This is a genomic window from Bartonella sp. MM97QHHN (genome assembly GCF_042194285.1).
In the GTDB taxonomy this organism is placed as follows: Bacteria; Pseudomonadota; Alphaproteobacteria; order Rhizobiales; family Rhizobiaceae; genus Bartonella.
In genome coordinates, this window is sequence record NZ_JBHIMS010000095.1 from 1 (window position 1) to 1,282 (window position 1,282).

The window sequence follows — 1,282 nt, forward strand, 5'->3', positions numbered from 1 at the left end:
TCATAAAAATTACTTGCGTAATATTCAGAATCTTCAGATGTATACTTGAGATAGAGTGGGCATTCACCATCCCGAAACTGCTTATAATCAAAATAAAAGGTTTCACCAAAATCAGTTGTGCAGATAACAAGTTGTTTGGGGTCCGTAAAGCCATCTCTTCTATCGAGCAAATTTCGGTAAACAATATCACCAGCAGGAATACCTGCACAGATTTCATAAATACTGAATATTTCTTCACCTCCAATTTCTCCTCCTCCATAATTTTTTAAAAAATTCTTATAGGAAGAGGTAAATTGTAAACCAAGAGTGTTCTCAGCTGTTTTAATCCGTACATCATCAGGTGCATTATCTTGAGTACCAAAATTAATAACATGACTATGCATATCAACATATTGTGCAACATCTGATAAAGTATAACTTTTCATAAATTTTTCTCCATAAGTCACAGCGTGTTTTTACTCATAATGAGTGCTCCTAATGATCAATCTTTTTCTACTATAGCCAATGGAATTGAGATGAGATTGATAAAATCATAAGAGATATGTTCTTGACGGAGCTCTTTTCTCATCTGTCTCTGTACAATCATCTCGCATTTACAATATATGATGGAATTAAAGGAGGTGATCATTAAAGTTTAGAGAGCGCCTTTTAGGGATATTATTTCAATATTTGCAATAATTACTCTTTCTTTTTTCCTACTTAGGAATTTTTTTTGAAATCCAACAAATAACTTTTCTGATAAAATTTGTCTTTGGATTCATAGGAGCAACCAAACTCCTGCCTTGATAAAATGAGTAGAGAACCTCAACGAGAGGACTATCTTGTTCTTGTGTCACAGGATGTAACATAATAGGTCTAAAATCGACTCCAATAGGTGCTCTTCCTGATACCATTCTTTCCACATTTGTACCCGTTACTATCTGTCCTTCTTCTTTCCAAGAAGAAACTGTTTCGGGCTCAAACAGTTCATCTTCCTGATAAACTTTTTGACTTTTAAATTCCACCGGCTCAGCTGCCCCCATACTTTTTTTCTTTATCCATTTCATGATTCATAATCCCCTCAATTTTTTCAAAATAATCAATTTATTCTTTGTTCTAAATAGACTTAAATAAACTCTCCTTCCAAGAGCGAGGTTATTCCTCGCTAGAAAGCTCTGAGTGATCATCAAAATCTTTTGCTACCCGTTCAATCAAAGCGTAGCTCACTTGCTTCACCTTTGCTACTTCTTTGGCTAAAGCTAATGCACGTTCAAGGTGGGTTTTGTTGATGCTCTCGTCAAAG

Annotated in this window: 2 protein-coding genes; both read right to left on the reverse strand. The window is 34.9% G+C overall.

Going from position 1 to position 1,282, the window contains the following annotated elements; genetic code table 11:
• Positions 1-425: SMI1/KNR4 family protein (locus ACFIJW_RS07860; protein ID WP_375633856.1), on the reverse strand; the 425-nt coding region annotated here is incomplete at its 3' end.
• A gap of 270 nt (positions 426-695) precedes the next feature.
• Positions 696-1,046, reverse strand: a complete 351-nt coding sequence (locus ACFIJW_RS07865) for an HNH/ENDO VII family nuclease (protein ID WP_375618707.1) — start codon at positions 1,044-1,046, stop codon at positions 696-698.
• Between the last annotated feature and the right edge of the window lie 236 nt (positions 1,047-1,282).

Coding starts and splice junctions, on each gene's coding strand:
- ACFIJW_RS07865 (WP_375618707.1), bottom strand. CDS start 1,046: ATGAAATGGATAAAGAAAAAAAGTATGGGGGCAGCTGAGCCGGTGGAA.